The sequence below is a fragment of the Roseomonas sp. OT10 genome (assembly GCF_020991085.1).
Taxonomy (GTDB): Bacteria; Pseudomonadota; Alphaproteobacteria; order Acetobacterales; family Acetobacteraceae; genus Roseomonas; species Roseomonas cutis.
In genome coordinates, this window is the sequence record NZ_CP087719.1 from 404,844 (window position 1) to 427,742 (window position 22,899).

The window sequence follows — 22,899 nt, forward strand, 5'->3', positions numbered from 1 at the left end:
GACGGAACACTGTTCCGTTAACGAGGGAACGGTCAAGGGGCAGCATCATGGGCGCTGCGCAGCAGCTCGCCGGCACGCCGGCCGGCACCGGGGCGACCCGGAGGCCCGGCGCAACCCAGGGCTCCCGGCGCCTTGCCGGCAGCGCGCGCGTGGCGCTGGCCTTCCTGGCGCTGCTGCTCGTGTGGGAGGCGGCGGTCCGCCTCCTCGCCATCCCGGAATACATCCTGCCCGCCCCCAGCCGCGTGCTGATCGACGCCTCGGGCCGCTGGCGCTCCCTGCTGGAGGCGGCGGCCTTCACCGTGCAGCCGATGCTGCTGGGCTATGCCGTCGCCGTGGTGGCGGGGGTGGCGATCGCGCTGTCCATCGCCTTCTCCGACGCCGCGCGGCAGGTCGCCTATCCGCTGCTGGTCTTCCTGCAGATCGTGCCGAAGATCGCGGTGGCGCCGCTCTTCATCATCTGGTTCGGCTTCGGGCTGATGCCGAAGGTGCTGCTGGTCTTCCTGCTCTCCTTCTTCCCGGTGGTGGTCAGCGCCCTCCAGGCCTTCCGCTCGCTGGAGCCGGAGGTGGCGGAGCTGCTCCGCTCCTCGGGCGCCTCCCGCTGGCGCGCCTTCCGGATGGTGCAGCTTCCGGCCGCCCTGCCCACCCTCTTCGCCGGGCTGAAGGTCGCGGCCGCGCTCGCCGCCACCGCCGCGGTGGTGGCGGAGTTCGTCGCCTCCGACCGCGGCCTCGGCTACCTGCTGCTGGAATACAACGGCAATCTCGACACCCCGATGGCCTTCGCCGCCATCGCCGTGCTCACCGCCCTCGGCCTCGCCCTCTACGGCGCCGTCGAGCTGGCCGAGCGCGCCGCCATCCCCTGGCACGTCTCCCGCCGCCGGGCGGAGGGCGAGGTGCCTGGGCTGTGAGCGTCGCGCCCGGCCCCCGGGGGAGGCGCCGCCTCCCCCGATACCCCCTCCGCCGGGGCCACAAGCTGGCCCCGGACCCCGCTGGGCGTTGGCTCGGGCGGACGCGGCCTGCCTCCGGGCTGATCCCGGCGGGAGCGCGGACAGGCGGGGCGCCAATCAGCGTCTTCGAGAGCAGCGAGCGTGGCGACGTGGCCCGCCGAGGAGCATGGCTCCTCGGCGCGACCCCGACGCAGCGCGCGGATGAACGGAAGGTCCAGGAAACTCAGTTTCCTGGCGGATAGGGGGTATCGGGGGAAAGGCAGGGCCTTTCCCCCGGGGAACGAGAACCGACGCAAGGGAGGGAACACGACATGACGACGCGGCGGCAATTCCTGGCGGCAAGCGGTGCGGCGCTGGCCGCCCCGGCGGTGGCGCAGGCGCCGCAGGCGGCGAGCCTGCGGCTGAACTGGCTGCTCTACGGCTTCCACGCGCCCTTCCTCTATGGCGTGGAGCGCGGGCTGTACCGCGAGGCGGGGGTGGATCTGACGGTCGGCGAGGGGCAGGGCTCGGCGCGGGCGGTGCAGATCGTCGCCGCCGGGTCGGACACCTTCGGGCTGTCGGACGGCACCTCGATCATCGCCGGCGCCGCGCGGGGCGCGCCGCTGCGGGCGGTGATGGGGATCATGAACCGCTCGCCCTTCGCCGTGATCGTGCGCGAGGATTCCGGCATCCGGGTGATGGCCGACCTGCGCGGCAAGACCATCGCCGCGACGACGGGCGAGGCGGGGCTGACGATCTTCCCGGCGCTGCTGCGCGCCAACAAGATGGGGGCCGACGACGTGCGCTTCCTGCGCGTGGACGGCGCCGGCAAGATGGTGGCGACGCTGGAGGGGCGCACGGTCGGGCTGCTCGGCGGCTTTGAGAACCAGGCGCTGGTGCTGCCGCAGCGCGGGACCCCGGTGCGCTCGCTGCTCTACGCCGACAACGGCGTGAACACCGTGGGACTGGCGATCCACACGACGCGCGAGACCCAGGCCCGCAACCCCGACCTGGTGCGCCGCTTCGTCGCCGCCACGCGCCGCGCCTTCGAGCAGGCGGAGCGCGAGCCGGAGGCGGCGATCGACGCGCTGCTGAAGGTGAAGCCCGATTTCGACCGGGCGCTGTCGCTGGCGCAGCTCAAGGCGGGGATGACGCTGATGCGCAGCGCCCGCGCCATGGACAAGCCGATCGGCGCGATGGCGCCGGAGGACTGGTCGGAGACGCTCGCGCTGATGAAGGAGTTCCAGGAGCTGCGCACCGACCTGCCGGCGGAGGCCTTCTACACCAACGAGTTCGCCCCCGCGTGAGCCGCACCGCCATCGTCACCGGCGCGGCGCGCGGCATCGGCGCCGCCGTCGCCGACCGGCTGCGGGCGGAGGGCTGCACGGTCGCCGGCTGGGACATCCGCGGCGACCCGCCGGTGGACGTGACCGATGCGGCGGCGATGGCGCGCGCCGCCGCGGCGCTGCCGCCGGTCGACGTGCTGGTGCTCTGCGCCGGGGTGCTGGGGCCGGTCGCCCCCGCCTGGGAGGTGGCGCCGGAGGATTTCGCCCGGGTCGTCGCGGTGAACCTGCTGGGGGCGCAGGCGACCCTGCGCGCCGTGGTGCCGCGCATGCTGGCGGTGCCGGCGGAGCGGCGCGCGGGACGGATCGTGGCCATCGCCTCGGTCCAGGCCAAGGAGGGCACGGCGCTGGCCGGGGCCTATGCCGCCTCCAAGGCCGGGCTGATCGCGCTGGTGAAGTCCGTGGGGAAGGAGCTGGCGCGGGAGGGCATCCTCGCCAACGCCGTCACCCCCACAGTGATCGAGACGGACATGCTGGCCGAGATCACCCCGGAGCGCGCCGCCGACCTGCGGTCGCGCATCCCAATGGGGCGCTTCGGCCAGGTGTCGGAGGTGGCGGAGATGGTGGCCTGGCTGGCCTCGCCGGCCTGTTCCTTCTCCACCGGGGCGGTGTTCGACCTGTCCGGCGGGCGGGCGACGTACTGAGGGGACAGGGGATGCTGTGCGGCGAGGGCGTGGTCGCGATCTGGAACGGGGTCGCGCCGGAGGGGCGGGCGGAGGTCGATGCCTGGCATGTGCTGGAGCACGTGCCGGAGCGCGTCGGCATCCCGGGCTTCCGGCGCGGCCGGCGCTACGCCGCCTGGGACGCGGCCACGCGCCCCGCGAACTTCACCCTCTACGAGGCCGACACCCTCCAGGTCCTCCAGGGCCGCGACTACCGCGAGCGGCTGGACGCGCCGACCCCCTGGACCCGGCGCGCCACGGCGCATTTCCGCGACACCTCCCGCGCCGTCGCGCGCGTGCTGCACAGCGAGGGGCCGGGGATGGGCGGCATCGCCCTGACCCTCCGCTTCGATGCGGAGGATTCCGCGCGCGAGGGACTGACGGCATTGCTGCGCGAGGCCGCGCGGGCGCCGCGCGTGACGGGCGCGCATCTGGCCGCCGCCGATGCCGAGGCGTCGGGCACCGTCACCCGCGAGCAGGAGGGGCGCAGCGACATCGGCGCCCCGCCGCGCTGGTTCGTGCTGGTCGAGGCGCTGGACGCCGCCGCGCTGGAGGCGCTGCTGCCGGACCAGGCGCTGGCCGCGGCCGGGGCGCGCGGCCCCTTCTCGCGGGGCGTGTACCGGCTGGAATACCTGCGGACCACGACCGCCTGGTCACCCTGACCGGCCCGCATCCCGCCAAGCGTCCGCGAGACTCCCGGTGCCCGCGAACAGGGACCGGAATACGGCCGCACGGATGCTGGAACGGTAGGTCGGTTCGCGCGCAGGACTGGCGTCGAGCCGTGCGCCCGGCAGGGTCATGCCGACCCGCGCGGGACGCTTGTCCCCTCCGTGAGCCGTCGAAGGTGCCGGTTGGGCGCCACCAGTCCCCGGGAACCGCTCGAAGGTCAGATGGAGCCCACCGTCCCGGATCATGCGCGCGGCGTGATGCGTTGACGTCTGCCGGCGTTGCACCCGCGGCCCGGGGGCAAGGCTCTGCCTCGCCCCCGTACCCCCACTCCGCCAGGACCCTGCGGGCCCTGGACCCGATCGGCGCTGCCGCGGGACAGCCTGCAACGGGGTCACAGCGCCGAGGAGCGTGGCTCCTCGGCGGGTACGGCCACCGCACTCGCTGACGCCTTTGAAGCTTTTTCGGAGTCCCGCCTGTCCGCGCTCCGTCAGGGTTCAGCCCGCGGGCTGACGCCCACCGGAAGCACCAGACTCCCAGCGGGGACCGGGGCCCGCTTGTGGCCCCGGCAGGGGAGGGTCCGTGGAGGGGACGGCGTCCCCTCCCGGTCCGCCGTCGGGCCACCGGGCGCGACAGCCCGCCGCCCGGATCAGATCGAGAATTCGGGCCGCGGCAGGCTCTGGTCCATGGTGAGGGCGGGCAGGGAGTTGTGGCGGCCGACCCGCTTCGCCGGCACGCCGACCACGGTGGTATAGGGCGGCACGTCCTCCAGCACGATGGAGCCGGCGCCGACCTTGGCACCCGTTGCCACCTCGATGTTGCCCAGGATCTTGGCGCCGGCGCCGATCAGCACGCCGCGGCGGATCTTGGGGTGGCGGTCGCCGCATTCCTTGCCCGTGCCGCCCAGCGTGACGCCCTGGAGGATGGAGACGTCGTCCTCCACCACCGCCGTCTCGCCGATCACGATGCCCGTGCTATGGTCCAGCATGATCCCGCGCCCGAGCCGGGCCGCCGGGTGGATGTCCACGCCGAAACATTCCGAGACCCGCGAGTGCAGGTGGCGCGCCAGATGCATCCGGCCCTGGTGCCACAACCAGTGGGACACGCGGTAGGCCTGCAGCGCCTGGTAGCCCTTGAAGTAGAGGAAGGGGGTCAGCAGGTCCGGGCAGGCGGGGTCGCGGTCCTCCACCGCGCGCAGGTCGGCGGCGGCGGCGGCGACGATCTCCGGCTCCTGCACGAAGGCCTCGCAGATCACCCCGGCCAGGACCCCGGCCTCCACGTCGCCATCCCCCAGCTTGCGGGCGATGCGGTAGCCCAGCGCCGGGGCGAAGCCGCCATGCCCCAGCACCGCGCGGTGCAGCGGCTGCGCCAGCAGCGCGTCGCGGCCGATCGCCTCCTTCGCCTCCCGGCGCAGCCGGGCCCAGAGTCCGGCCGCGGGGGAGGATTCGTCCAGTTCGCCGGGAAGCAGGGCAAGGCAGGGTGACGGCATGATGCGGGACGTTCCGGTGGGATGCGGTAGATAGGCGCTCCCGCCCCGCGTAACAGGGTGTGGCCGATGCAACCAGCGCGCGCGGCGCCGGGCCGCCGCGCGGCCTCACGGGGGCAGGGCGAGGGCCGAGGCGTCCAGCTCCGCCGGCGTGCGACACCCGCACAGGGCCAGGGTCAGGTCCAGCTCGGCGGCCAGGTGACGGATCACCGCGCGCACGCCCGCCTCCCCTGCCAGCGCCAGCCCGTAGGCATAGGGCCGCCCGAGCAGCACCGCCCGGGCGCCCAGGGCCAGCGCCTTGGCCGCGTCCGCCCCGGTGCGGATGCCGCTGTCGAACAGCACCGGCACCCGGCCGGCGACCGCCGCCGTGACCGCCGGCAGGGCGTCCAGCGCCGCCACCGCCCCGTCCACCTGCCGCCCGCCATGGTTGGAGACGATGATCCCGTCCATCCCCGCCTCCAGCGCCCGCCTGGCGTCGTCGGGATGCAGGATGCCCTTCAGCAGGATCGGCAGGCCGGTCATGCGCCGCAGGCGCGGCAGGTCGTCCCAGGTGAGGTCGGGGCGGGAGTAGAGGGCGATGAAGCGCCGCACCGCCGCCACCGCCTGCCGCGCCTGGCCCAGCGCCGCCAGCGGCCCGCCGGGCCAGGCGCGCAGCAGCTCGGCGATCGCCGGCAGCGAGAGGAGGCCGAGCGGCGGCTTCTCGCCGGCCGCGGCCCGGTCGTCGGGCAGGCCGCGGAAGACGGGGTCGGAGAGGTAGTTCGCCAGCCCCCGCCCGCGCAGGAAGGGCAGGTAGCCGAGGTCCAGGTCGCGCGGCCGCCAGCCCAGCTGCGTGGTGTCGAGCGTGACCACCACCGCCTCGTAGCCCGCCGCCTCGGCCCGGCGCAGGAAGCTTGCCGCCAGCTCGTCGCGCGCGGACCAGTAGAGCTGGAACCAGCGCGGCCCGTCGCCGCAGGCCGCGGCGATGGCCTCCAGCGGATGCGAGGCCTGGCTGGAGGTGACGAAGGGCACCCCCTCCGCCGCCGCGGCCCGGGCGGCGGCCAGGTCGGCCCGGCGGTGCGCCATCTCCAGCACGCCGATCGGCGCGAGCAGCAGGGGCAGTGGCAGGCGGCGGCCGAACAGCTCCACCGACAGGTCGCGGGCGGACACGTCGCGCAGCACGCGCGGCACCAGCCGGTGGCGGTCGAAGGCGGCCCGGTTCGCCGCCATCGTGCGCTCCATCCCCGCCCCGCCGGCGACGTAGGCCCCGGCCCGCGCCCCCAGCCGTTCCAGTGCCGCCCGCTCCAGCGCCTCCGGCGCCACGGGCACGGCGGGGCGCCGCCCGGCGAAGCCGGCGGTGTAGATCGCGGCCTGATGGCGGCGCCCGCCGCCCGTGGAATCCCCCATGCCCTCACCCCCCCTGCCGTGCCGGGACACCCTGCCCGAAACGCCGGCCCGGGCATCCGGGCGGCGAGCGTGCCCCGCTCACCCGGCGCGGCCGAGCAGCCCGCCCTCGCGGTCGAAGACCACCACCTCCGCCGCGACCGGCGCGCCGTCCAGCACGGCGGCGACGGTACGGTGCGCGGCCGCGGCCACCGCGTCGCCCAGCGGCAGTCCGGCCGCCCCGGCCAGGCGGAAGGCCTCCAACGCCGTGTTGGCCCCGGCGATGCCCGCCGCCAGCGCCTCCCCGGCCCCCAGCCCGCGCGCCAGGCCCGCCAGGGCCGGCAGGTCCACCCCGCCGCGCCGGGAATGCAGGTCCAGTCGGCCCTGCGCCAGCTTGGTCATCTTGGCCAGCCCGCCCGCCACGGTGACGCGCGGCACCGGATGGGCGCGCAGGTACTTCAGCATGCCGCCGACGAAGTCGCCCATGTCGATCAGCGCCTGCTCCGGCAGCCCGTGCAGCCGCCGCACCGCCTCCTCGGAGGTGCTGCCGGTCGCCCCGGCGACGTGCCCCAGCCCCAGCGCCCGCGCCACGTCGATGCCGCGCTGGATGCTGTGGATCCAGGCGGCGCAGGAATAGGGCACCACCACCCCGGTGGTCCCCAGCACCGAGAGCCCGCCCAGGATGCCCAGGCGGGGGTTCATGGTCTTCAGCGCGAGGGCCTCGCCACCGGGGATGGCGACCTCCACCTCCGCATCCGCCGGCTCGCCCCGCGCGGCCGAGACCGCCTCCACCGCCTCGCGGATCATCCGCCGCGGCACCGGGTTGATGGCGGGCTCGCCCGGCGGCAGCGGCAGGCCCGGCAGCGTCACCGTCCCCACCCCCTCGCCGGCGCGGAAGGTCACGCCGCTTCCCGGCTTGCCGCGACGCAGCGTCGCGCGCACCAAGACGCCATGCGTCACGTCCGGGTCGTCGCCCGCATCCTTCACCACGCCGGCCGAGGCCCAACCCTCGCCGCGCGCCGTCTCGGCCAGGGCGAAGGCCGGCCGCTCCCCGCGCGGCAGCATCAGCGCGACGGGATCGGGGAACTCCCCCGCCGGCAGCCCGGCCCAGGCCGCCTTCGCCGCCGCGGCGGCGCAGGCGCCCGTCGTCCAGCCCTGCCGCAGCGTCGCACCCTCGTCGGCCATGCCCTCGCCTGTACCAGCGGAGGGCGCGCCTGTCCCGGGCGGGCGTGGCGCGCGTGGCCCGCAGGGGCGGGCTCCGCCCCCCCTGCACCCCCCCGCCAGGAGCAAAGCCCCTGGACCCCCTTTCACAAATGCGCTGTCCCGAAGGGGAGCTCCCCGACGCGGCTCCGCCGTCGGGGAGCTCCCCTTCGGGACAGCACCGCTCTTCTACGAATAGGGGTCCAGGGGCTTTGCTCCTGGCGGATGGGGGATACGGGGGGAAGGCAGGGCCTTTCCCCCCGGGCCACAGGCGCACCATGACGTCCGGGCTGATCGTCGCCGCCCCGCGGTCTGGCTCGGGCAAGACGACGGTGACGCTGGCGCTGCTGGCGGCGCTGCGCCGGCGCGGGATGGCGGTGCGGGCGGCGAAGTCGGGGCCGGACTACATCGACCCCGCCTTCCACGCGGCGGCGACGGGGCGGGAGGGGGGAAACCTCGACAGCTGGGCCATGCCGCCGGGGATGCTGGACCAGAGACTGGCCGAGGCCGCCGAGGGGGCGGAACTGCTGGTCGTCGAGGCCTCGATGGGGCTGTTCGACGGGGTGGGCGAGGCGCCGCACCGGGGCTGCGCCGCGGACCTCGCCGCGCGCTGGGGGCTGCCGGTGCTGCTGGTGCTCGATGTCTCGGGGCAGTCGCAGTCGGCGGCGGCGGTGGCGCGCGGCTTCGCGACGCATGAGCCGGGGGTGCGGGTGGCAGGCGTGGTGCTGAACCGCGTGGCCAGCGAGCGCCACCATGCCCAGGCCGCCCGGGCGCTGGAGGCCGTGGGGCTGCCGGTGCTCGGCGCCCTGCCGCGCGAGGCGGGGATCGCCGTGCCGGAACGGCATCTCGGCCTCGTGCAGGCGGCGGAGCTGCCGGAGCTGGCCGCGCTGCTGGACCGGCTGGCCGATCTGGGGGAGGCGCATCTCGGGCTGGAGGCCGTCCGTGCCCTGGCCGCGCCCCTGCCGCCGCCGGCCGGCACCGGGGGAGTGCCGCTCCCGCCGCCGGGCCAGCGCATCGCCCTGGCACGGGATGCCGCCTTCGGCTTCGCCTATCCGCACGTCCTGGCGGGCTGGCGGTCGGCCGGGGCGGAGATCCACCCCTTCTCGCCGCTGGCCGACGAGGCGCCGCCGGAAGCCTGCGACGCCTGCTGGCTCCCGGGCGGCTATCCCGAGCTGCATGCCGGCCGCCTCGCCGCCGCCGCGCGCTTCCGCGACGGGATGCGCCGCTTCGCCGCGAGCCGCCCGGTGCATGGCGAGTGCGGCGGCTTCATGGTGCTGGGCGAGGGGCTGGAGGATGCCGCCGGCGGCCGCCATGCCATGCTGGGCCTGCTCGGCCACGCGACCAGCTTCGCCAGGCGGCGCATGAACCTGGGGTACCGTGTCGCGCGCCTGCTGGCCGCCGGGCCGCTCGGCGGGGCCGGAACGGTTCTGCGCGGGCACGAATTCCATTATGCGCGGGTGACGGATCCTGGCAGCGATTCGCCCCTCGCCACCCTGTCCGATGCCGCCGGCCGCGATCTCGGCCCCGGCGGCGGGTGGCGCGGGCGGGTCAGCGGCAGCTTCTTCCACGCCATCGCGCAGCAGACCGAGGCCTGATGCCCCGCTATCCCGACCTGTCCGCCCTCCGCGCCGCCTGTGCCGGCCTGCCCGCCGGGGACGCGGCGGCCGAGGCCGCGGTGCGCGCGCGCCAGGACCGGCTGACCAAGCCGGCCGGCAGCCTGGGCAGGCTGGAGAGCCTGGTCGCCTGGATGGCGCGGTGGCAGGGCCGGCCCCTGCCGGCGCTGGACCGGGTGGTGGTGCTCGTCTTCGCCGGCAACCACGGGGTGACGGCCCAGGGGGTGTCACCCTACCCCCCCGCCGTCACCGCCCAGATGGTGGCGAACTTCGCGGCCGGGGGCGCCGCGATCAACCAGCTCGCCGGCTGTGTCGGCGCCACCCTGCGGGTGGTGCCGCTGGAGCTGGAGGCCCCCACCGCCGACATGACCGGGGCGCCGGCCCTGACGGAGCCCCAGTTCCTCGACGCCGTGGCGCAGGGCGAGGCGGCGATCCCGGCCGCGACGGACCTGCTCTGCCTCGGCGAGATGGGCATCGGCAACACCACCGCCGGCGCCGCCCTGGCCGCCGCCCTGTTCGGCGGCGGCGGCGCCGACTGGGCCGGGCGCGGCACGGGGGTGGACGAGGCCGGGCTGGCCCGGAAGCAGGCCGCCGTGGATGCTGCCCTGGCCCGCCATCCGCAGGCCCGGCGCGACCCGCTGCAGGCCGCCATGGCGCTGGGTGGGCGGGAGCTGGCGGCGATCCTGGGCGCCACCCTGGCGGCGCGGCAGTCGGGCATCCCGGTGCTTCTGGACGGCTTCGTCTGCACCGCGGCCGCGGCGCCGCTGGCGCGCCTGGCGCCGGACGGGCTGGCGCATGCCGTGCTGGCGCACCGCTCGGCGGAAGCCGGGCATGGCCGGCTGGCCGCGGCCCTCGGGATGGCGCCGCTGCTCGACCTGGGGATGCGGCTGGGCGAGGCCTCGGGCGCCGCCCTGGCCGTGCCGCTGCTGCGCGCCGCCCTGGCCTGCCACGCCGGGATGGCCACCTTCGGCGAGGCGGGCGTGTCGGAGGCGGGGTGACGCCGCGCCCCGGTCCCTCCGGTGGTCTCTTGGGCGGCCTCGCGCGGGACCTCGGCGGGGCGCTGGCGCTGCTGACCCGGCTGCCCGCCCATCGCCTGCTGCCGATGCCCGCGGAGGCGGCCGGCTTCGCGCGCGGCGTCTGGGCCTATCCGCTGGTGGGGGCGCTGGCCGGCGCGATCGGCGGCGGGGTCTGGTGGGCGGGCCGGTCGCTGGGCCTGCCGCCGCTGCCCGCCGCCTGCTGGGCGCTGGCGGCGCTGCTGCTGGCCACCGGCGCCTTCCACGAGGACGGGCTGGCGGACACGGCGGACGGCTTCGGCGGCGGCCGCACCCGCGAGCGCAAGCTGGAGATCATGCGCGACAGCCGCATCGGCAGCTACGGCGCCCTGGCGCTGGCGCTCTGCCTGGCGCTGCGCGGCACGGCCCTGGCCACGCTCTCCGGCCCGGCGGGATGCGCGGCGCTGGTGGCGTCCGGCGCGCTGGGGCGAGGGGCCATCCTGGGGCTGCTGCGGCTGCTGCCCCCGGCCCGCGCCGACGGGATGGCCGCTGCGCTGGGGCGGCCGGGCGGGGCGGTTCTGGCGGCGGGGCTGGGGCTGGCAGCGCTGCCGGCCGCGTTGCTGCTGCCCTGGTCCGCCGTGGCGGGGGCGGTGCTGGCGGCGCCGGCAGCCACGCTGGCACTGGCCGCGCTGGCGCGGCGGCAGATCGGCGGGCATACGGGGGATGTGCTGGGCGCGGGCTCGGTCGTCGCGGAATGCACCGTGCTGAGTCTGCTGGCGGCGCTGGCCGCCTGATCCGGGCGGCGGGATGGAACTGACCCGTGGTGCTGTGGTGTTCGGGCGTCGGACCGGGAGGGGACGGCGTCCCCTCCCAGACCCTCCCCTGCCGGGGCCACAAGCGGGCCCCGGTCCCCGCTGAGAGTTGGCTCTACGCGGCTGCCGTCAGCCTGCGGGCTGAACCCTGACGGAGCGCGGACAGGCGGGACTCTAGAATAGCTTCAGAAGGCGTCAGCGAGGGTAGAGGCCGTACCCGCCGAGGAGCATGGCTCCTCGGCGCTGTGACCCCGTTGCAGGCTGTCCCGCGGCAGCGCCTCTCGGGTCCAGGGCCCGCAGGGTCCTGGCGGAGTGGGGGTACGGGGGCGAGGCAGCGCCTTGCCCCCGGGCCACGGGCGCCCGTCCGGCAGACGTCAGCGCATCACGCCGCGCGGATGAACGGCCGGCTGAAGCGCAGGCCTCCGGCCGGGGTCGGCGCTGGCCCTACGTCCGGGCCATGACGGCTGCGATCTGGCGCAGGGCGCGGAGGAGGTCCGCCTTGCCCGCCGCGTCCAGGATGGCGTCGAGGGCCCGTTCGTGCTCCGTGGCATGGACCGCCAGCTCGCGCAGCGCGGCCTCCCCGGCCGCCGTCAGGGACAGCTCGTAGCTGCGCCGGTTGTTCGCCGGGCGCTGGCGGAGGATCAGTCCCTGGCGCTCCAGCGCGTCCAGGATGGCCGTCAGGGTCGACTTGTCGCGCCCGCTGGCGGCGCCGAGCGTGGTCTGGGACAGGCCGGGGTTGGCACCGATCAGGACCAGGATGATGAAGTGGCCGGGGCGGGTTTCCAGCCCCTCCACCCGCCGGGCGAAGGCGGCGAAGGCGATCTCCTGCGCCAGGCGGAGGTGGAAGCCGATCGCGTCCTCCAGCATGCCGAGCCGGATGGGCTCCGCGGGCGTGGCGCGCGTCGCGGCCGGCGGGGTCACCGCCCGCCGCGCGGTCCTCGTCCTGGGCGGCGCCCGTTCCTTCCGATCCTCCGCACCCCGCATCAGCCCTGCCCGTCGGTGAGCGTGGAGCGTGCCACGGGATGCCGGAGGTCGAAAGCCGCGGCGGTCAGCCCGCCTCCGCCCGCGGCGGGCCGACGAAGTGCAGCCGGTTGCCGAAGGGGTCGGTGATGGACATCACGCGCTCGCCCCAGGGCGCGTCCTCGATGCCGGGCCGCGCATAGGGGTAGTCCTTCGCCGCCAGCTCGGCCTGCAACGCGTCCAGCCCCCGGGTGCGGACGCGCAGGGCGGCGCCGGGGCAGCCGTCGCCGTGATGCTCGCTCAGGTGCAGGGTCACGCCGTCGCGCGAGACCTGGGCATAGAGCGGCATGCCCGGCCCGAAGCGATGCTCCCAGTCCCACTGGAAGCCGAGGAAGCCCAGATAGAACTCCCGCGCCTTCGCCACGTCGAAGATCCGCAGGATCGAGGTCACCGGCCCCAGGCCGACCGTGTCATCCGCCGCCATGCTTCGCATCCTCGCCGATCCGAACCGCCCCTGAGGCTGAACGCGCGCCGGCGGCGTCCGGCGGCAGCCCGGCCCCTACAGATCCACGCCGCTGTAGGAGGCGTTGAAGGATTTGTTGCACAGGGGGAAGTCGGCGACGATGTTGCCCTCGATGGCGGCCTCCAGCAGCGGCCAGTGCAGCCAGCTCGCGTCGCGCGGGAAGACGGCGCGGATCAGCCCCGCCTCGTCCAGCGCGAGCCAGTGCAGCGCCTCGCCGCGGAAGGCCTCGACCATCCCCACGCCCTCGCCCGCCCGCGCCGGCAGCGGCACCGCGATCTCGCCCGGCTCCAGCAGGGCGACGATTTGCGGCACGAGCGCCAGGCTCTCGCGCAGCTCCGCGACGCGCACGCGCACCCGCGCATCCACGTCGCCGGCGCCGAGGACCGGGCGTGCCGCCAGCCCGAGGCGGTGATAGGGCGCATGGGGCCGCGCCGTCCGCGCGTCGAAGGCGCGGCCGGAGGCGCGGCCGACCGGCCCCCCCGCCGCGTAGAGCGCCGCCCGTTCCGGGCGCACCACGCCCGTCCCGACCATGCGGTCCTGCAGGCTGGCATGCTCCTCGTAGATCGCGAGCAGCTTCGGCACGTCGCGCGCGGCGGCCTCCGCCGCCGCGAGGATCGCCGCCGCCCCCTCCGCCGTCAGCTCCGCGGCGACGCCGCCGGGGACCACGCGATCCATCATCAGCCGGTGGCCGAAGGCGGCCTCGCAGGCACGCAGGATGCCCTCGCGCAGCCAGCCGCAGCGCGCGTGCGGATAGGCGAAGGCGGCGTCGTTGCAGATGAAGCCCCAGTCGTTCAGGTGGTTCGCCGTCCGCTCCAGCTCCGCCATCAGCGCGCGCAGCAGCAGGGCGCGCGGCGGCACCTCGGCCTCCGCCGCCGCCTCCGCCGCCATCGCGAAGGCCCAGCCATGCGCCACGGTGGAATCGCCGGACAGCCGCGCCGCGAAGCGCGCCGCGGCGCGCGGCGACTTGCCCAGCATCAGCCCCAGCGTGCCCTTGTGGGCATAGCCGAGCCGTGCCTCCAGCCGGACCACGATCTCGCCCTGCACGTGGAAGCGGAAATGCCCCGGCTCGATCACCCCGGCATGCACCGGGCCGACGGCGATCTGGTGGATGCCCTCACCCTCGGCCGGCAGGAACGTCATCTGCGGCGGCGGGGCGGAACGTCGCACCGGGTGCTCCGACAGGGGCGCGTCGAACAGCCACCGGCCGTGGTCCAGCCAGGGGCGGGAATCCACCGCGCCCGTCGCCTCCAGCCCCCACAGGTCGCGCACCGCCCGTTCGAACAGCGCCGCCCCCGGCCGGGCCGGGGAGAGCGCGGCATAGCGCCCCTCGCGCGCCGGGGAGGAGGCGAGGCGGAGCGCCGCCTCCGCCTCGTCCCAGAAGGCCGCGTGCACCATCCCCGGCTCGGCCCAGAGGCCCAGCAGCGCCATCTCCGGCTGCGCCTCCAGCGCGGCGGGGAGGAGCGCCCAGTCCTCCACGGTCAGGACGTGCCGCACGCCGCTCCGGCGACCGGCGGCGAGGAGGCGGGTGGCGGGGCCGGTCATCGCGCCAGCACCGACGCCGCCTCGGCCAGCAGCGGCGGCGCGGCGAGGCCGAGCAGGGCGGCCAGCGCCAGGTGCCCCCAGATCGGCACGAGGACCGCCCAGCCGCCCAGCGCCGGGGTGCCCATCGGCGCGCGGTCGGGGGTCGCCGGGCCGAGGCAGAGGGCCTGCATGGCGGCGGCCAGCGCGGTGGCGGCGACGAGCAGGCCGAGGCCGAGGGGCAGCAGCAGCCAGGGCGCGGTGCGTCCCGTGGCGAGGGCCATGCCGGTCTCCGAGGCGAAGAGGGCGAAGGGCGGCAGCCCGGCGAGGCCCGCGACGGCGAGGGCCAGCCCCCAGCCGAGCGCGGGGGCGGAGGCGGCGAGGCCGGTCAGGTCGGCCAGCTTCTGGCTGCCCTTGAGCGCGATGGCGCGGCCCAGGGCGAAGAAGACCGCGCCCTTCAGCAGGGTGTGGCCGGCCATGTGCAGCACCCCGGCCAGCGGCGCGCCGATGCCGAAGGCGAAGGTGGCGAGGCCCATCTGCTCGATGCTGCTCCAGCCGAAGAGGCGGCGTGCGTCGCGGCGGCGCCACAGGGCGAGCGAGGCGAGGCCCAGCGAGAGCAGCCCCAGCCCGGCCAGGAAGGGGCCGGTGGGCACGGCGCCGGGGCTGGCGTCGATCACCGCGCAGACCCGCAGCAGCGCATGCAGCGCGGCGTTGGGCAGCAGGCCGGAGAGCACGGCGGTCAGCGCCACCGGCCCCTCGGCATGGGCATCGGGCAGCCAGGCGTGCATGGGCACCAGCCCGGCCTTGGTGCCGTAGCCGACCAGCAGGAAGACGAAGGCGAGGCTGAGCAGCCCGGGGTCGGTCTCCGGCGCCGCCGCCATCAGCGCGCCCCAGGACAGGCGGTCGGCCGCCGCCGGCACCGCGCCCTCGGCCGCGAGCGCCAGCACCACGGTGCCGAACAGCGCCAGCGCGATGCCGACGCCGCAGAGGACGAGGAACTTCCACGCGGCCTCGATGGCGGCGGGGGTGCGGTGGATGGCGATGATGGGGGCGGTGGCGAGGGTGGCGGTCTCGATCGCCACCCAGGTCACGGCCAGGTGGTCCGCCAGCAGGGCCAGGTGGTGCCCGCCCAGGAAGATCTGGAAGGCGGCGTGGTAGAGCCGCGTCTCGCGCCGGTCGAAGCCTTCCTCCGGCAGCGTGGCGGCGGAGTAGACGGCGGTCGTCAGCCCGACGAAGGCGCCGGTCAGCAGCAGCCACAGGTTCAGCGCGTCCAGCCGCAGCACGCCCACGACGCCGCGCGGCGCGCCGAGCAGGGCGAGGGCGGCGAGCAGGGCCAGCGCCGCCGCCGCCACGTTCCCCAGCGCCGCCGGCCGCGCGCGCGGCGCCATGGCCAGGAGGACGGCCGCCAGGAAGGGGATCGCGACGGGCAGCCAGGGCAGCAGGGAGGAGGTCATCCGCGCTCGCCGCGATGCAGGTCGAGCGCCGCCGTGTCCAGCCCGCCCAGGCTGTGGCGCATGCGGTGGGCGAAGAAGGCCGCGACCATGGCCAGCGCCAGCACCAGGGCGGCGAGCGACAGCTCCACCGTCAGCGGCATGCCCGGCACGCCGATCGCGGCCAGGATCAGCCCGTTCTCCAGGCTCAGCAGGCCGACCGCCTGGCTGACCGCGTTGCGCCGCGTCAGCATCATCAGCACGCCCAGCAGCAGGACGGACAGCGCGATCGCCAGATCCTCGCGCGCCAGCGCCCCGGCGGCGCGGCCGGTCGCCGGGAGGACGGCCAGCACGGCCAGCGCCACCAGCGCCACCCCCGCCACCATCGACGGCACGATGCCCAGCGCCGGCTCCACCTGCCGGTGCAGATCGAGGCGCCGCACCAGCGCGTGCAGCCCCGCCGGGATCAGCGCCGCCTTGGCGACCAGCGCGATGGCGGCGGTGAGGTAGAGCCCGACCTCGCCCTGCACCCAGCCCTGCCAGGCCGCGGCCGCGGCCAGCACCGCGCCCTGGGTCGCGAAGGCGTTGATCACCGCGGCCGTGCGCCGCTGGTAGAGCAGCAGGAAGGAGCAGAGCAGCACGCCCCCCGCCAGCAGGTGCGCGACGTCGTAGGGGAGGTGGCCGAAGCGCAGCCCTGGCTCCATCATGCCGACCCCATCACGCGATCCCCGTGCTGACGAAGAGCAGCACCGCGCCCAGCAGCGCCAGCAGCAGCGCCGCGCCGAGGAACTCCGGCACGCGGAAGACGCGCATCTTGGCGATGGCGCTCTCGAACACCGCCAGCCCGGTGCAGAGCACGGCGACCTTCGCGGCCCAGGCCAGGGCGCCGATGCCCCAGGCGAGCGGCCCCGCCCCGGCCGGCGCGGTGCCGAAGGGCAGGAAGACCGCGCTGAGCAGGGACATCCAGAGCAGCAGCTGCAGCGCCGCCTGGAACTCCCACAGCGCGAGGTGGCGCCCCGAGGCCTCCAGCAGCATCGCCTCGTGCACCATGGTCAGCTCCAGATGCGTCGCCGGGTTGTCCACCGGGATGCGCGCGTTCTCGGCCAGGGCCAGCGTCACCAGGGCGACGAGGCAGAGCGCCAGCGACACCCGCACCCCCTGCGCCCCCTCCTGGAAGACAGTGCCCAGCATGTCGAGGTTCGTCCCCCCCGACAGGATCGCGAAGGTCAGGGCGCAGAGCAGCAGCGCCGGCTCGGCCAGGGCGGCGAAGGCCATCTCCCGCCCCGCGCCCAGCCCGCCGAAGGCCGTCCCCGCATCCAGCCCCGCCAGCGCCAGCGCGCAGCGCGCGAGCGCCAGCAGCCCGGCGATCAGGATCAGGTCCGCGGCCGGCGCCAGCAGCATCCCGTGCGCCAGCGTCGGCACCAGCATCGCCGCCGCCAGCGTGGCCGCCGCGGCGAGGTAGGGCGCCACCCGCGTGACGGCGGAGGACCCTTCGGCCAGCACCGGCCGCTTGCGCAGCAGCTTCGCCAGGTCCCGCCAGGGCTGCCACGGCACCGCGCCGCGCCGGCCCGTCAGCCGCGCCTTCACCCAGCGCGTCAGCCCCGTCGCCAGCGGGGCCACGGCGATCATGAGGGCGAGGTGCAGGAGCTGCGTCGCCAGTCCGGAGAGGAGCGTCATGGGAAGCAGGGCGCCCGGTCCCCGGGGGAGGCGTCGCCTCCCCCGCTACCCCATCCGCCGGGGGCGGGCCGGCACCAGGATCCCGGCGGGGTTCCGCCATCCGGGGGCCGCGTCGCGGAGAGCCCGGATGGCGGGATATCCGGGCCGCGCGGGCCGTGGCCGCCGTCGCCGGGGAGCCAGGCTCCCCGGCGTGCGACGCCTCTGTGAATGGGGGTCCAGGGACCTCGCTCCCGGCGGATGGGGGGGGCGGGGGGCAAGGCGGAGCCTTCCCCCCGGGGGCCGGCGCCGCGCCTCACGCCCGCCCCCCCAGCCACGTCACCAGCGCGAGCAGGACCAGCAGGCCCGCGAAGGCCATCCCCAGGCATTGCCGCGCCGAGAGGTCGCGCAGGCGCTCGGCGCGGGCGGCCAGGGTGTCGCGCAGCCGGGCCAGCGGTTCGAGCAGGTGGCGAAGGGAGGGATCGGCGAAGCCGGCCAGCAGCCGGGCCGGCTGCGGGCTGCCGGGGGCGGCGGGTTCGACGCGCTCGCGCGCGGAGAGCAGGCTGGTGCTCAGCATCCGGCGCAGCGGCTGACTGAGGCCCTCGGCGCTCGGCTGCGTGGCGGGATCGCCGAAGGGCAGGTGCGGCGGCGGGGCCTGGAAGCCGCAATCCCAGGCCGGCGCCACCACCGGCTCCGGCGCGCCGCGCAGCCGCACCGCCCAGGCCAGCAGGGCGGCGGCCATGGCCAGCAGCAGCGCGGCGGCGAGCGGCCAGTAGACGCCCGTCCCGTCGCCCGCCGCCACGGACCAGGGGCCGACGCGCTCCTCCATGCCGCTGCCGGTCAGCCGGTGCAGGGCAGGGGTGGCGAGGCCGAGCAGCGGCCCCGGCAGCAGGCCGAGCCCGGCGGCCAGCGCCGCCAGCCCGGCCAGGGCGGCGGCGGCGGGGCCATGGGCGTCGGCGGCGCCCGCGGTCCGCGGATGGCGCGGGCGGCCGAGGAAGGCGAGGCCGACGAAGCGCACCATCGCCGCGGCCGCCAGCGCCGCGGACAGCGCCACCACCGCCAGGGCGCCGGCCAGCACCACCTGCATCCCCACCTGCCCCAGCCGCCAGCCGCCGATCAGCGCCTGCAGCAGCAGCCATTCCGAGGCGAAGCCGGAGAGCGGCGGCAGGGCCGCGGCCGCGGCGGCGCCGAGCAGGGCGCAGCAGCCCGCGAGCGGCATGGGGTGGATCAGCCCGCCCAGCCGGTCCAGCGCACGGCTGCCGGCGGCATGGGCGACCTCGCCCGCGACGAGGAAGAGCAGGGTCTTGAACAGGGCGTGGAACAGGGCGTGCAGCAGCGCGGCGCCGGCGGCGAGCGCCGCCAGGGGCGCGAGGTCGGCGCCGCGGAACATGGCGGCGAGGCCGAGGCCGGTCGCGATCAGCCCGACATTCTCGATGGTCGAGCAGGCCAGCAGGGTCTTCACGTCGCCTTCCAGATTCGCCCGCAGCGCCCCCAGCAGCGCCGAGCCCACCCCGAGCGCCACCAGCGGGACGCCCCACCAGGCGGGCTGGGCCGGCCCGCAGAGGTCGAGCAGCAGCCGCGCCAGCACGTAGAGCGCGACCTTGGTCATCGCCCCCGACATCAGCGCCGAGACGTGGCTGGGCGCCGCCGGATGGGCCAGCGGCAGCCAGGCGTGCAGCGGCACCAGCCCCGCCTTGGCGCCCGCCCCGGCGGTGACCAGCAGCAGGATCGCCACGGCGCGCCAGCCGTCGGGCGGGGCCTCGCGCAGCGCGGCGAAGGAGAGGGCGCCCGCGGGGATGGCCAGCAGCGCCAGGGCCGCCAGCAGGCAGGCGCCCGAGAAGAGGGCGAAGGCGAGGTAGAGCCGGGCGGCCGCCCGGTTCTCCGCGCGCTGGTGGTCCGCCGCGACCAGGACCCAGGAGGCGAGCGACATCGCCTCGAAGCCCAGCAGCAGCGTCAGCCCATCCCCGGCGCCGAGCGCCAGCGCCATGCCCGCGAGGAAGAGCGGCAGCGGCACCAGGCGGCGCGGCGACTCCGCCGGGGCGTGCGACAGCGCCCAGAGGCAGGCGGCGAGGGCGGCGAGGCCGAGGAGGAGCAGGAACCAGCCCGAGAGCGCGTCGGGCGCCAGCAGCGGTCCGGCCGCGCCGTCCATCCCCGCCAGCGGGAAGGCCGGCGCGATGGGCAGCGGCGCCGCGGCGGGCAGCAGCAGGGCCGCCACGCCCAGGCCGGCCAGCGCCGCGCCGCCCAGGGCACAGCCGGCGAGGACGAGCCGCGCCGCCGGGAGGCCACCCCGCCAGGCGCCCAGCGGGGCGAGGAGAACCAGCGCGGCGATCACGAGGGCGAGCAGGGTCGGCACGCCTGGACGATAGCAGCCGGGGGCGGGACGGCCAGGGTACAACCGGGATCGCCGCCGGGGACGAAACGCGCGATTCGAGAACTTCTCAACCCGATCCGTCCATTCTATGCAAAGGGTGCCGGGAAGGGGCAGCCAAGCCCCCCACGCAGGAGACGTTCAGCTTCCATGGACCGCCGCAGCTTCCTCGCGGGTGCCAGCGCCGCCGCCCCGGCAGCCCTGGCCACGAGCCTTGCCGCCCCCGCCCTGGCGCAGTCCGCGCCGGAGATCCGCTGGCGCTGTGCCAGCTCCTTCCCCAAGTCGCTGGACACCATCTACGGCGCCGGCGAGCACGTGGCCAAGCGCGTCGCGGCCCTGACCGACGGCAAGTTCCGCATCACCATGTTCGCCGCGGGCGAGGTGGTGCCGGGCCTGGCGGTCGCCGACGCCGTGCAGAACGGCACCGTGGACTGCGCCCACACCGCCTCCTACTACTTCGTCGGCAAGGACCCGACCTTCGCGCTCGACGGTACCATCCCCTTCGGGATGAACTTCCGCCAGATCAACGCCTGGCTGAACGGGGCCGGCGGGCGCGAGGTGCTGCGCGAGTTCTACGACAGCTTCAACATCGTCTCGATCCCCGCGGGCAACACCGGTGCCCAGATGGGCGGCTGGTTCCGCAAGGAGATCAAGAGCGTCGCCGACCTGAACGGGCTGAAGTTCCGCATCGGCGGCTTCGCCGGCAACGTGCTGCAGAAGCTGGGCGTGGTGGCGCAGCAGATCGCGGGCGGCGACATCTACCCGGCGCTGGAGCGCGGCACGATCGACGCCGCCGAGTGGATCGGCCCCTATGACGACGAGAAGCTGGGCTTCAACCGCGTCGCGCCCTTCTACTACTACCCGGGCTTCTGGGAGGGCGGGCTGAACCTGTCCGTCTACGTCGCCAAGGCGAAGTACGACGAGCTGCCGCCGCTCTACAAGGAGGCGCTGGAGAGCGCCTGCCGCGATGCCACCATCGAGACCATCGCCAAGTACGACGTGCAGAACCCGCAGGCACTGCGCCGCCTCGTCGCCTCCGGCACCCAGCTCCGTCCCTTCCCGCGCGAGGTGATGCAGGCGGCCTACAAGGCGGCCTTCGAGCTGTACGACGAGACGGCGGCGTCCAACCCGCGCTTCAAGAAGGTCTACGACCACTTCAAGGCCTTCCGCGACACGGAGCTGCAGTGGTTCCGCGTGGCGGAGAACACCTACGACAACTTCGTCTACTCCATGCAGGCGCTCGAGCAGCAGCAGGCTGCCCAGCCGCGCCGTTAAGGGCCACCCATGAGACCACTGCTCGCCTTCAGCCGCGTCGTGGACGACGTGAACACCGTCTTCGGCAAGATCGCCGAGTGGATGGTGCTGGCCGCCTGCGTCATCAGCGCCGGCAACGCCGTCATCCGCTATGCCCTGTCCATGTCGTCCAACGGCTGGCTGGAGGTGCAGTGGTACCTCTTCGCGGGCGTGGTCATGCTGGGTGCCGCCTATACCCTGAACCGCAACGGCCACGTCCGCGTCGACCTGATCTACGGCAACCTGTCGGAGCGCGGGCGGCTGTGGGTGGACGTGCTGGGGATCATCTTCTTCCTGTTCCCCGCCATGCTGCTGCTGGTGTGGATGACCTGGCCCTTCTTCCTCGACTCCTGGACCCGCTCGGAAGGCAGCCAGAATGCCGGTGGCCTGATCCGCTGGCCGGTCAAGCTGCTGCTGCCGCTGGGCTACCTGCTGATCACGCTCCAGGGCGCCTCCGAGCTCATCAAGCGGATCGCGCTGCTGCGCGGCATCCGCCCCGAGGGCGACGTGATCCTGTCCTACGAGAAGCCGGTGCAGTGAGCGCCGGCCACACCGCACGCCCCCTTACGGACGCCGAGGCGCGATGAATCCCGACTACATGCCCCCGCTGATGTTCAGCGGGCTGGTGATCTTCCTGCTCGTGGGCTTTCCCGTCGCCTTCAGCCTGGCGGCGGTGGGTCTGTTCTTCGGCTTCCTGTCGATCGAGCTGGGCTTCTTCACCACCGCCTTCCTGGCCAACCTGCCGCTGCGCGTCTTCGGCGTGCTGTCGAACGAGCTGCTGCTGGCCATTCCCTTCTTCACCCTGATGGGCGCCATCCTGGAACGCTGCGGGCTGGCGGAGGACCTGCTGGAGGGCATGGGCCAGCTCTTCGGCAAGATGCCCGGCGGCCTCGCCATCGCCGTCGTGCTGGTGGGCGCGGTGCTGGGCGCCATCACCGGCACCGTCGCCGCCTCGGTGATCGCGATGGGCATGATCTCCCTGCCGATCATGCTGCGCTACGGCTACGACCAGCGCATCGCCACCGGCGTCATCGCCGCCTCGGGCACCATCGCGCAGCTGATCCCGCCCAGCCTCGTGCTGATCATCCTGGGTGACCAGCTCGGCCGCTCGGTCGGCGACATGTATGCCGGCGCCATCGGCCCCTCCATCCTCCAGGTCAGCGTCTTCATCCTGTTCATCCTGGGCGTCGCGCTCTTCGCCCCGCACCGCGTGCCGCCGCTGCCGGAGGAGGCGCGGATGGACCGAGGCTGGCGCCTGTACTGGAAGGTGCTGCGCGGCATCGTGCCGTCCGCCGCGCTGATGTTCCTCGTGCTCGGCACCATCTTCCTCGGCCTCGCGACCCCCACCGAGGCGGGCGCGATGGGCGCGGTGGGTGCCATCTTCCTGGCCATCCTCAACCGCCGCTTCAGCTACCCGCTGCTGCGCGAGGCGCTGGCCAACACCGCGCGCATCACCGCGATGGTGGTCTTCCTGCTGCTGGGCGCCACCGTCTTCTCGCTGGTCTTCCAGGGCGTGGACGGGGGATTGTGGATCGAGCACCTGCTGTCCCACCTGCCCGGCGGCCAGACGGGCTTCCTGATCTTCGTCAACGTCTTCGTCTTCTTCCTGGCCTTCTTCCTCGACTTCTTCGAGATCGCCTTCATCGTCGTGCCGCTGCTGGCGCCGGTGGCGGCGAAGCTGGACATCAACCTGGTCTGGTTCGGCGTGCTGCTCTGCGTGAACCTGCAGACCAGCTTCATGCACCCGCCCTTCGGCTTTGCCCTGTTCTACCTGCGCTCCGTGGCGCCGCCCGAGGTCCGCACCAGCCAGATCTACTACGGGGCCATCCCCTGGGTCTGCCTGCAGCTCATCATCGTGGCCATCGTGATCTTCTGGCCGGAGAGCGTGACCTACTGGATCGACCACGGGCCCACGATGGACCCGGCCAGCGTGCGTATCGACGTGCCCATGCCGGATATGGGGTTCGACGAAGCTCCGCCGATCGAGTTCAAGTAGCCGGGACGCGGCCGGGAGGGGGGACCTGCCCGGCCGCTTCGCTCTTCGGCGCAGGGCTCCTGGCCCCGAATTACTTGCGAACGGTTCTTACTTGCGACAAGC

At 75.2% G+C, this 22,899-nt stretch carries 20 protein-coding genes; 10 read left to right on the plus strand and 10 right to left on the minus strand.

The window, feature by feature from the left end:
• Nucleotides 1-47 precede the first annotated feature (47 nt).
• The 4 genes from LPC08_RS02015 to LPC08_RS02030 all read left to right on the plus strand — a co-directional run bounded on the left by LPC08_RS02015 (nt 48) and on the right by LPC08_RS02030 (nt 3,590).
• Entirely contained in the window at nt 48-905 is an 858-nt protein-coding gene (locus LPC08_RS02015; protein WP_230451064.1) for an ABC transporter permease, read from the plus strand.
• A 350-nt stretch (nt 906-1,255) separates the two neighbouring features.
• A complete protein-coding gene (locus tag LPC08_RS02020; protein ID WP_230451065.1) occupies nt 1,256-2,230 on the plus strand; it encodes an ABC transporter substrate-binding protein in 975 nt (324 codons plus the stop codon).
• The gene (locus LPC08_RS02025; protein WP_230451066.1) at nt 2,227-2,910 is read left to right on the plus strand and encodes an SDR family NAD(P)-dependent oxidoreductase; all 684 of its coding nucleotides are present in this window, start codon (nt 2,227-2,229) and stop codon (nt 2,908-2,910) included. The genes LPC08_RS02020 and LPC08_RS02025 overlap by 4 nt, the downstream gene beginning before the upstream one ends.
• Nucleotides 2,911-2,921: 11 nt before the next feature.
• A complete protein-coding gene (locus tag LPC08_RS02030) occupies nt 2,922-3,590 on the plus strand; it encodes a hypothetical protein (protein WP_230451067.1) in 669 nt (222 codons plus the stop codon).
• A gap of 653 nt (nt 3,591-4,243) precedes the next feature.
• On the opposite strand, the gene cysE is transcribed toward LPC08_RS02030, so the two are convergent.
• The 3 genes from cysE to LPC08_RS02045 all read right to left on the minus strand — a co-directional run bounded on the left by cysE (nt 4,244) and on the right by LPC08_RS02045 (nt 7,624).
• Nucleotides 4,244-5,083: a serine O-acetyltransferase gene (gene cysE / locus LPC08_RS02035; RefSeq protein WP_230451068.1), complete on the minus strand. Its 840-nt coding sequence runs from the start codon at nt 5,081-5,083 to the stop codon at nt 4,244-4,246.
• A gap of 105 nt (nt 5,084-5,188) precedes the next feature.
• Nucleotides 5,189-6,463, minus strand: a complete 1,275-nt coding sequence (locus tag LPC08_RS02040) for an alpha-hydroxy-acid oxidizing protein (RefSeq protein WP_230451069.1) — start codon at nt 6,461-6,463, stop codon at nt 5,189-5,191.
• Between the two features lie 78 nt (nt 6,464-6,541).
• Complete coding sequence (locus tag LPC08_RS02045) at nt 6,542-7,624, minus strand: cobalt-precorrin-5B (C(1))-methyltransferase (RefSeq protein ID WP_230451070.1); 1,083 nt, start codon at nt 7,622-7,624, stop codon at nt 6,542-6,544.
• 293 nt (nt 7,625-7,917) lie between these two features.
• Between LPC08_RS02045 and LPC08_RS02050 the strand changes: the two genes are divergently transcribed.
• Genes LPC08_RS02050 through cobS form a run of 3 tightly spaced genes read left to right on the plus strand, consistent with a single transcriptional unit; the run spans nt 7,918 to nt 11,038 of the window.
• Nucleotides 7,918-9,234, plus strand: a complete 1,317-nt coding sequence (locus tag LPC08_RS02050) for a cobyrinic acid a,c-diamide synthase CobB (RefSeq protein ID WP_230451071.1) — start codon at nt 7,918-7,920, stop codon at nt 9,232-9,234.
• Nucleotides 9,234-10,250 (plus strand): nicotinate-nucleotide--dimethylbenzimidazole phosphoribosyltransferase, encoded by a 1,017-nt coding sequence (gene cobT, locus LPC08_RS02055; protein WP_230451072.1) that lies wholly within the window; start codon nt 9,234-9,236, stop codon nt 10,248-10,250. Before LPC08_RS02050 ends, cobT begins: the two co-directional genes overlap by 1 nt.
• Before the next feature lie 29 nt (nt 10,251-10,279).
• Nucleotides 10,280-11,038 (plus strand): adenosylcobinamide-GDP ribazoletransferase, encoded by a 759-nt coding sequence (gene cobS, locus LPC08_RS02060; RefSeq protein ID WP_230451073.1) that lies wholly within the window; start codon nt 10,280-10,282, stop codon nt 11,036-11,038.
• A 462-nt stretch (nt 11,039-11,500) separates the two neighbouring features.
• Here cobS and LPC08_RS02065 read toward each other — a convergent pair whose 3' ends face one another.
• The 7 genes from LPC08_RS02065 to LPC08_RS02095 form a co-directional block, all read right to left on the minus strand.
• Nucleotides 11,501-11,977, minus strand: a complete 477-nt coding sequence (locus LPC08_RS02065) for a MarR family winged helix-turn-helix transcriptional regulator (RefSeq protein ID WP_230451074.1) — start codon at nt 11,975-11,977, stop codon at nt 11,501-11,503.
• A gap of 127 nt (nt 11,978-12,104) precedes the next feature.
• The gene (locus LPC08_RS02070; protein WP_230451075.1) at nt 12,105-12,500 is read right to left on the minus strand and encodes a glyoxalase superfamily protein; all 396 of its coding nucleotides are present in this window, start codon (nt 12,498-12,500) and stop codon (nt 12,105-12,107) included.
• A 75-nt stretch (nt 12,501-12,575) separates the two neighbouring features.
• Nucleotides 12,576-14,081: a hydrogenase large subunit gene (locus tag LPC08_RS02075; protein ID WP_230451076.1), complete on the minus strand. Its 1,506-nt coding sequence runs from the start codon at nt 14,079-14,081 to the stop codon at nt 12,576-12,578.
• Nucleotides 14,078-15,511, minus strand: a complete 1,434-nt coding sequence (locus tag LPC08_RS02080) for a proton-conducting transporter transmembrane domain-containing protein (protein ID WP_230451077.1) — start codon at nt 15,509-15,511, stop codon at nt 14,078-14,080. Before LPC08_RS02080 ends, LPC08_RS02075 begins: the two co-directional genes overlap by 4 nt.
• Nucleotides 15,508-16,194: a hydrogenase-4 component E gene (locus LPC08_RS02085; RefSeq protein ID WP_230451078.1), complete on the minus strand. Its 687-nt coding sequence runs from the start codon at nt 16,192-16,194 to the stop codon at nt 15,508-15,510. The genes LPC08_RS02080 and LPC08_RS02085 overlap by 4 nt, the downstream gene beginning before the upstream one ends.
• Nucleotides 16,195-16,204: 10 nt before the next feature.
• Nucleotides 16,205-17,164: a respiratory chain complex I subunit 1 family protein gene (locus tag LPC08_RS02090; RefSeq protein WP_230451079.1), complete on the minus strand. Its 960-nt coding sequence runs from the start codon at nt 17,162-17,164 to the stop codon at nt 16,205-16,207.
• Nucleotides 17,165-17,456: 292 nt separating this feature from the next.
• Nucleotides 17,457-19,493 (minus strand): proton-conducting transporter transmembrane domain-containing protein, encoded by a 2,037-nt coding sequence (locus LPC08_RS02095; RefSeq protein ID WP_230451080.1) that lies wholly within the window; start codon nt 19,491-19,493, stop codon nt 17,457-17,459.
• Between the two features lie 165 nt (nt 19,494-19,658).
• On the opposite strand from LPC08_RS02095, the gene LPC08_RS02100 reads away from it, so the two are divergent.
• The 3 genes from LPC08_RS02100 to LPC08_RS02110 are packed head-to-tail and all read left to right on the plus strand — an operon-like array spanning nt 19,659 to nt 22,797.
• Nucleotides 19,659-20,783 (plus strand): TRAP transporter substrate-binding protein, encoded by a 1,125-nt coding sequence (locus LPC08_RS02100; RefSeq protein WP_230451081.1) that lies wholly within the window; start codon nt 19,659-19,661, stop codon nt 20,781-20,783.
• A 9-nt stretch (nt 20,784-20,792) separates the two neighbouring features.
• Nucleotides 20,793-21,341 carry a TRAP transporter small permease subunit gene (locus tag LPC08_RS02105; protein ID WP_230451082.1) on the plus strand — a complete coding sequence of 183 codons (549 nt, stop codon included), beginning with the start codon at nt 20,793-20,795 and terminating at the stop codon, nt 21,339-21,341.
• Nucleotides 21,342-21,384: 43 nt separating this feature from the next.
• On the plus strand, nt 21,385-22,797 hold the full coding sequence (locus tag LPC08_RS02110; RefSeq protein WP_230451083.1) for a TRAP transporter large permease: 1,413 nt from the start codon (nt 21,385-21,387) through the stop codon (nt 22,795-22,797).
• Nucleotides 22,798-22,899 lie beyond the last annotated feature (102 nt).

What these genes read in the sequence shown, in the direction of transcription:
- LPC08_RS02040 (WP_230451069.1), bottom strand. Translation starts at nt 6,463, where the DNA reads ATGGGGGATTCCACGGGCGGCGGGCGCCGCCATCAGGCCGCGATCTAC.
- LPC08_RS02080 (WP_230451077.1), bottom strand. Translation starts at nt 15,511, where the DNA reads ATGACCTCCTCCCTGCTGCCCTGGCTGCCCGTCGCGATCCCCTTCCTG.
- LPC08_RS02105 (WP_230451082.1), top strand. Translation starts at nt 20,793, where the DNA reads ATGAGACCACTGCTCGCCTTCAGCCGCGTCGTGGACGACGTGAACACC.
- LPC08_RS02085 (WP_230451078.1), bottom strand. Translation starts at nt 16,194, where the DNA reads ATGATGGAGCCAGGGCTGCGCTTCGGCCACCTCCCCTACGACGTCGCG.
- LPC08_RS02020 (WP_230451065.1), top strand. Translation starts at nt 1,256, where the DNA reads ATGACGACGCGGCGGCAATTCCTGGCGGCAAGCGGTGCGGCGCTGGCC.
- LPC08_RS02050 (WP_230451071.1), top strand. Translation starts at nt 7,918, where the DNA reads ATGACGTCCGGGCTGATCGTCGCCGCCCCGCGGTCTGGCTCGGGCAAG.
- LPC08_RS02015 (WP_230451064.1), top strand. Translation starts at nt 48, where the DNA reads ATGGGCGCTGCGCAGCAGCTCGCCGGCACGCCGGCCGGCACCGGGGCG.
- cysE (WP_230451068.1), bottom strand. Translation starts at nt 5,083, where the DNA reads ATGCCGTCACCCTGCCTTGCCCTGCTTCCCGGCGAACTGGACGAATCC.
- cobT (WP_230451072.1), top strand. Translation starts at nt 9,234, where the DNA reads ATGCCCCGCTATCCCGACCTGTCCGCCCTCCGCGCCGCCTGTGCCGGC.
- LPC08_RS02100 (WP_230451081.1), top strand. Translation starts at nt 19,659, where the DNA reads ATGGACCGCCGCAGCTTCCTCGCGGGTGCCAGCGCCGCCGCCCCGGCA.
- LPC08_RS02045 (WP_230451070.1), bottom strand. Translation starts at nt 7,624, where the DNA reads ATGGCCGACGAGGGTGCGACGCTGCGGCAGGGCTGGACGACGGGCGCC.
- LPC08_RS02030 (WP_230451067.1), top strand. Translation starts at nt 2,922, where the DNA reads ATGCTGTGCGGCGAGGGCGTGGTCGCGATCTGGAACGGGGTCGCGCCG.
- LPC08_RS02070 (WP_230451075.1), bottom strand. Translation starts at nt 12,500, where the DNA reads ATGGCGGCGGATGACACGGTCGGCCTGGGGCCGGTGACCTCGATCCTG.
- LPC08_RS02075 (WP_230451076.1), bottom strand. Translation starts at nt 14,081, where the DNA reads ATGACCGGCCCCGCCACCCGCCTCCTCGCCGCCGGTCGCCGGAGCGGC.
- LPC08_RS02110 (WP_230451083.1), top strand. Translation starts at nt 21,385, where the DNA reads ATGAATCCCGACTACATGCCCCCGCTGATGTTCAGCGGGCTGGTGATC.
- LPC08_RS02090 (WP_230451079.1), bottom strand. Translation starts at nt 17,164, where the DNA reads ATGACGCTCCTCTCCGGACTGGCGACGCAGCTCCTGCACCTCGCCCTC.